A 6,624-nucleotide genomic window follows, 5' to 3' on the forward strand; every position below is an offset into this window, starting at 1 on the left:
TCCCGCGGCCGGTACGCGTAGCGTGACCGTCGAGCTGGTCCACGGCGCGCGCGGGCGGACCGAGGGCGAGGTCCGGCTCGAGCTGCCCGGCGGCTGGCCCGACGTTCCGGCGCAGCGATTCGTTCTGGAGGGGGAGGACACGCGGCGCAGCTTCACGTTCGAGGTGCGGGCACCGCGCACCCTCGCGCCGGGCGAGTACGACATCCACGCGGTCGCCACGTCCGCCGGCCGGCGCGACGACCGGGCAGCCGGGCTGGTTGATTTCCCCCACGTCCGCCCGGTCGCTTACGTCACGGGCGCCACGGTGCGCGTCGCGGCGGCCAGCCTCGCGCTGCCCAACCTCCGTAGCGTGGGCTACGTGCGCGGCGCCTCGGACGTCGTTCCCGAGCTGCTGACCTCGGTCGGCGTGCCGGTCACGGTGCTCGACCCTTCTGACCTTGAACGCAGCGACCTTTCCACCTACGAAGTGATCGTGATCGGGAGCCGCGCGTACGAGACCGACTCGGGTCTGGTCGCGAACAATGGCCGGCTGCTCGATTACGTCCGCGCCGGCGGCCGGCTGATCGTACTGTACCAGCAGTACCAGTTCGTGCGAGGGAACTTCGCGCCCTTCCCGCTGCGCATCGCCGCCCCGCACGACCGCGTTACCGACGAGACGTCGCCGGTGCGGGAGATCGAGCCCGGGAGCCCGCTCTTCCACGCGCCTAACGAGATCGGCGACGCCGACTGGCAGGGCTGGGTGCAGGAGCGCGGCCTCTATTTCGCGCACGACTGGGACCCCGCGTATCGCCCGCTGCTCGAGATGGGCGACCCGGCGACACCGGCCGCGAGCACGAGTGGTCCGACCGATTGGGAGTCGCTGGTGCATACGTTTTTGGCCGCGGGCAACGCGCCCGTCGGTGGGCCGGGCGGCGGAGCGCGGGAGTGGTTGCAGGGCGGACTGCTCGTGGCACGCCTGGGACGCGGCCTTTACGTGTACACCGGGATCAGCTTCTTCCGGCAACTGCCCGCGGGCGTGCCGGGGGCGTACCGGCTGTTCGCCAATCTGCTGGGACTGAGGCTGACGAATGTTCCGTGAGTCGTCAGTCGGCGGCGCGGTGCGGGCAGTAGTCGGCAGACGCGCAGACGCGCAGTGGTGGGCAGCCATAAGTCTCGCAGTGATCCTCGGCGGCTGCTCCGACGGCCGCACGCCGCTGGTCATCTACTCGCCGCATGGGAACTACCTGCTCGACATGTTCGAGCAGCGGTTTGAGGCGGCGCACCCGGACGTGGACGTGCGTTGGCTCGACATGGGCTCGCAGGAAGTGCTCGAACGCCTTCGCGCCGAGCGGGCCAATCCGCAGGCCGACGTCTGGTTCGGGGGCCCGGCCCAGATCTTCGCGCGGGGCGCGCGGGACTCGCTGCTGGAGCGGTACCGCCCGTCGTGGGCGGACGCCGTTCCGCCAGAGGATCGGGGGCCGGGTGACCTCTACTTCGCCGTGTACCGGACGCCGGCGGTGATCGTGTACGCGTCCCAGGCGCTTCGTCCGGAGGAGGCGCCGCAGGACTGGGACGACCTTCTCGATCCCAAGTGGCGAGGCAGGATACTCATCCGGGATCCGCTCGCCAGCGGGACGATGCGTGCGGTTTGGGGGATGATGGTCGAGCGGGGGCTGCGTTCGGGCGCGGACACCGCGGCGGCATTCGGCTGGCTGCGCCGCCTTGACGGGCAGACCAAGGAGTACGTGCTGAACTCGACGATCCTCAACCAGAAGATCGTTCGGCAGGAGGGCGTCATCACGATCTGGGACCTGCCGGACGTCCTGCTCAACCAGCGGGACGGCCTCCAGCTCGGATACGTCTTCCCGCGGAGCGGGGCGCCGGTGATCCCCGACGCCATCGGCGTCGTGCGGAACGCGCGACACCGGGAACTGGCGCGGCAATTCGTCGATTACATCGGGAGCGTCGAAGCGCAGCTGCTCGCGACCCGCGAAGTCTATCGTTTGCCGGCCCGGACCGATCTCCCGGAGGACTCGTTGCCGGCGTGGGCTCGCGAGGTGCGCCGGTCGATGGTGGTGGCCGACGTGGACTGGAACCAGCTGGAGCAGCACGGCGCGGAGTGGATGACGTATTGGGATCGGCAGGTGCGGGGGACGGGGAGAAACAGGTGATGGAGGTGATGGAGGTGATAGAGGTGATGAGGGGATGAAGGGAAGCGGCGGCAAATACCTTCAGCTCGAGGGGCTGACGAAGAGCTACGTCGGCCGCCGTGCGGTCGAAGCGCTCACGCTCGACGTGGCGCGCGGAGAGATCCTCGCCCTGCTGGGGCCGTCGGGCAGCGGCAAGACCACGACGCTGCGATTGCTCGCCGGCTTCGAGTCGCCGGACGCCGGGCGAGTGATGGTCGATGGCGAGGACGTGACGGCGCTGCCTCCGGCATCGCGCCGGTTCGGGATGGTCTTCCAGCACTACGCTCTCTTCCCGCACCTCGACGTGGGCGAGAACGTCGGGTTCGGGCTCGCGCTCAAGGGCGTGGCCGCGACGAGGCGGGTGGCGGACGTGCTCGCCATGGTGGACTTGGCCGGCTACGAGCGGCGGCGCGTGACGGAGCTGTCGGGCGGGCAGCAGCAGCGGGTCGCGCTCGCCCGTTCGCTCGCGCCGGAGCCGCGCGTGCTGCTGCTCGACGAGCCGCTCTCGAACCTCGATCCGGCGTTGCGGGAGCGGACCCGCCGGGAGCTGCGTGAGGCGATCGAGCGCGTGGGTATCACGACGGTCTTCGTCACCCACGAGCAGGAGGAGGCGTTCGACCTCGGTGACCGCGTCGCGGTGCTGAGCGCGGGGCGCCTCGAACAGGTCGGCACTCCCGACGAGCTGTACGACCGCCCCGCGAGCGCGTTCGTCGCGACGTTCGTGGGCCGGGCTAACGAGCTGCCGGGACCACTCGTGGGCGGCAAGGACGGCACGCGGGCGATCGTGCGGCCGGAGGCGATGCGCTTCGCCACGAGGGGCGACGGCGCGCTTACGGGCGTCGTCACGTTGAGACGATTCGCCAGCGGGTACGCCTACTTCACCGTTCGGGCCGAGGACGGCACGGCGTTCGAGATCTTCGCGCCTCACGACTCCGCGAGAGTCGGGGACCAGGTCCACGTGGCGGTGGAGCGGGTGCTCTTCTGGAAGGAACCCGGGGAGGGGCCGACGGACGGGCGGACCGAGACTTGAGGCGGCCGCGGCGGTTCTCTGGGTGGCTCCTCACGCTGCTGTTGGCCTGGGTCGTGGTCTACCCCCTTCTCATCGTGGGTGCGGAAGCGGCGCGAGCCGACCTCGGGGCGTTCCTCCGCGAGCGCACGGTGTGGTCGGCGCTGTGGGCGAGCCTCTGGATCTCCGCGGTGAGCGTCGGGCTCGCGGCTGCCATCGGCGTGCCACTGGCGTTCGTCTTCGAGCGCTACGATTTCCCCGGCCGCCGCGTCCTCGGCTCGCTGGTCGCGCTGCCGGCCGTGATGCCGCCGCTGGTCGGCGTCATCGCGTTCCTCTTCCTCTACGGGGAGAGCGGCTTCGTGGCGCGCGCGGTACGCGCGGTGACCGGCACCGAGTCGCCGTGGCGGCTCCAGGGGCCCGCCGCGATCCTCCTCGTTCACGCGTACTCGATGTACGTGTACTTCTACCTCTTCACGCGCGCCGGTCTCGCCAAGCTCGATGCCTCGATGCTCGAAGCGGCGGCGTCCCTCGGCGCCGGCGGCTGGACCACCTTCCGCCGAGTCACGGTCCCGTTGCTGCGCCCGTCGCTCGCGGGCGCCGCGCTGCTCACCTTCATGACCGCGCTCGCGTCGTTCAGCGCGCCGTACGTCTTCGGCGGCGGGTTCCGCGTCATGACCACGCAGATCGTGGCGACCAAGCTCAACGGCGACCTGCCGATGGCGATGCTGGAGACGGCGGCGCTGACCGTCCTCGCGCTGCTCGGCTTCGCGCTGATCCAGCGGACCGAGGGGAGCCGGCTGGTGGTGTCGGTCGGGAAGGGGACTCCGCCCGCGTTGCGCGTCATCGAGAACCCGGCGGCCCGCCGGCTGGCCGCCCTCGCGGGGTGGCTGCTCGCGATCGTGCTGTTGCTGCCCCACGCGACGCTCGTCCTCGTCTCCCTCGTGCCGCTCAACACCTGGACGACGGAAGCGCTGCCGCCGAGCCTCACGCTGGCGAATTACGCCGCGGTATTCAGTGAAACGGAGAAACTGCGGCCGCTGGTGAACTCGCTCTGGATGGCCGCGGTGGCTACGGCCGCGGCGCTTGGCGTGGCGGTGTGGGCGGGACAGCTCGTGGTGCGCCGGCGCGTCCGGCTTGGCCACGCCATCGAGACCCTGCTCGCCCTGCCGTGGGCTGTCCCGGGCACCGTGCTCGCCATCGGCCTCTCCACGCTCTTCAGCGTGGAGAGCCCATGGACCGGCCGTTGGGTACTGGTCGGCACGCTGGCGATCCTGCCGCTCGCCTACTTCGTTCGAAACCTGCCGCTGGCCGGGCGCGCGGTGCTGGCCGGTTTCCGTCAGCTCGATCCCGCCCTCGACGAGGCGGCGCAGTCGCTCGGCGCGGGGCGTTGGAAGAGGCTGTGGCGAGTGACGCTGCCGCTGCTCAAGCCCGCCCTGGCCGCGGGCGGCGCGCTGGCGTTCGTCACCGCGCTCGGCGACTTCGTCGTTTCGATACTGCTCTACACCTACGAGACCCGCCCGATCTCGTGGGAGATCCTCGCGAGCCTGCGGATCAACAACCTCGGTGTCGCCGCGGCGTTCGGCGTCATCCTGATGGTGGTGAGCGCGGCGGCGCTCGGCGTCGGCGCCAGGGCGGGCCGGTGAGGAAGAGTCTGTGGGTGCTGATGGCCGCTGCGTTCGTGGACATGCTGGGTTTCGCGATGGTCTTTCCCCAGCTGCCGTACTACGCCACCAGGCTGGGCGCGCAGCTCTGGCTCATCGGCCCGCTGGTGGCCTCGTTCTCCGTCGCGCAGCTGGCCAGCTCGCCGCTGTGGGGGCGCTTCTCGGACCGCTTCGGCCGCCGGCCGGTGCTGCTCATCGGCCTCTCGGCGTCGGCGATCGCCTTCGTGGTCTTCGGTTTCGCGACTAGCGTCTGGATGCTGTTCCTGTCGCGCCTCGTGCAGGGCGCGGGCGGCGGTACTACCGGGGTCATCCAGGCCTACGTCTCCGAGGTCACCGACCCCTCCCAGCGGGCGCGAGGCCTGGGTTGGATCTCGGCCGCGACGAGCACCGGCGTCAGCATCGGCGGCGCCATCGGCTCGCTCGCCTTCACCCTGTGGGGCCCCGCGGGCCCCGGCATCCTGGCCGCCTCGCTCTGCGTGCTCAACGTGGCGTTCGCCTGGCGCTACCTTCCCGAGTCGCGCCCCGATCACGCGCACCAGGCGCCCAAGCGCTCCATCCGGGCGGCGGTCTGGCACGTGATCAGTCACCCGGCGGCGCCGGCGCCGCGGCTGATCTGGATCTACGCGGTCGGGATGGGGGCGTTCACGGCGATGACCGCCGTCGTGGCGCTCTACCTCAAGTACCGCTTCGGTATCAACGAGCGCACTATCGGTCCGGTGTTCCTCTACATCGGCGCGCTGTCGGTGATCATGCGCGCGTTGGTCCTCGGGTGGCTGGTGGACCGGATCGGTGAAACGCGGGTGATGCGTCTCGGCGCACTGCTGCTGGTGGCGGGGCTGGCGCTCTACCCGTTACCGGCGACCCTCTGGACGGCGGCGATCGTCTTCGCACTCGTGCCGGTCGGAACCGCGTTGCTCTTCCCGTCGGTCACCGCGCTCGCCTCGCACCGCGCCGATCCCAAGGAGCTGGGCCAGACGATGGGCGTGCAGCAGTCCTTCGGGGGCATGGCGCGGGTAATTGCGCCGCTCTGGGCCACGGCGGCGTTCCAGTTCCTGGGGCCGGCCTCTCCGTTCTTCATCGCCGCGGGGATCATGGCGGTGGTGAGCCTGCTCGCGTACCAGGTGCCGCACGCGGCGACCCGCGCTGAGCCGGCGCCGGCTGACTGATCGGGGAACTGGGAAGTAAGGGGAGTGAGGGAAGAACGGGGAGTAAGGGGAGTGAGGTGAGTGACGTGAGATACGCAGCGTCTCTCCTACTTCCCTGACTCCCATCACTCCCCTGACTCCCCTGACTCCCTTGTATGTCAACTTCCCAAGGCCTGACGCAGAGCGCCGGTGAGCTCATCGCGGCGAAGCTCAACAGCCGGCCTCGGAAGCGGCTCGGCTATCGCACCCCGGAGGAATGCTATGCTCAATGAAGCTCGGTGTTGCACTTCAAAGTTGATACCTAGACGCCACCGATCAGTCTGGCCTGAAAGTAGAGGCGATACGCGGCTCGCATACCGGCTCTAGCCTTGTCGATTTGTTCGTCAAACGGTGCCTGCGTATCGAGCACCGGTACGGGAATACGAACGGCCGCGGACTTACCGGCCTTCTCGATCGTAGTGTCAGACGCAAGGTACGATCCGTAGCTTGCGCGCAGTTGGTCCACGGTGTCTGCCGCCCCGCTAATCTCCAAGTCTACACGGCCTATATCCATCTTGTGGTAGATCTGCCTGTTCTTCCCCAGATCCTTTGGGTGAAAACCCACCCAGTTTGAATTGACTGTCTTCTGCATAGGCTCCTTCATC

Annotated in this window: 6 protein-coding genes; 5 read left to right on the forward strand and 1 reads right to left on the reverse strand. The window is 69.5% G+C overall.

All coding sequences use genetic code 11. The features are described from left to right. The 5 genes from Q8Q85_14885 to Q8Q85_14905 all read left to right on the forward strand — a co-directional run. Positions 1-1,078: hypothetical protein (locus Q8Q85_14885; GenBank protein MDP3775543.1), on the forward strand; the 1,078-nt coding region annotated here is incomplete at its 5' end. Beyond that, positions 1,068-2,150, forward strand: a complete 1,083-nt coding sequence (locus tag Q8Q85_14890) for an extracellular solute-binding protein (GenBank protein MDP3775544.1) — start codon at positions 1,068-1,070, stop codon at positions 2,148-2,150. The genes Q8Q85_14885 and Q8Q85_14890, both read left to right, overlap by 11 nt. Positions 2,151-2,184: 34 nt before the next feature. Further along, complete coding sequence (locus Q8Q85_14895; GenBank protein ID MDP3775545.1) at positions 2,185-3,198, forward strand: ABC transporter ATP-binding protein; 1,014 nt, start codon at positions 2,185-2,187, stop codon at positions 3,196-3,198. Then, the gene (locus Q8Q85_14900) at positions 3,195-4,817 is read left to right on the forward strand and encodes an iron ABC transporter permease (protein MDP3775546.1); all 1,623 of its coding nucleotides are present in this window, start codon (positions 3,195-3,197) and stop codon (positions 4,815-4,817) included. Before Q8Q85_14895 ends, Q8Q85_14900 begins: the two co-directional genes overlap by 4 nt. Continuing rightward, positions 4,814-6,001, forward strand: a complete 1,188-nt coding sequence (locus Q8Q85_14905) for an MFS transporter (protein MDP3775547.1) — start codon at positions 4,814-4,816, stop codon at positions 5,999-6,001. Before Q8Q85_14900 ends, Q8Q85_14905 begins: the two co-directional genes overlap by 4 nt. Positions 6,002-6,281: 280 nt before the next feature. Here the strand turns inward: Q8Q85_14905 and Q8Q85_14910 are convergent. Continuing rightward, positions 6,282-6,624: hypothetical protein (locus Q8Q85_14910; GenBank protein MDP3775548.1), on the reverse strand; the 343-nt coding region annotated here is incomplete at its 5' end.

It is taken from the genome of Gemmatimonadales bacterium (assembly GCA_030697825.1).
Classification (GTDB): domain Bacteria; phylum Gemmatimonadota; class Gemmatimonadetes; order Gemmatimonadales; family JACORV01; genus JACORV01.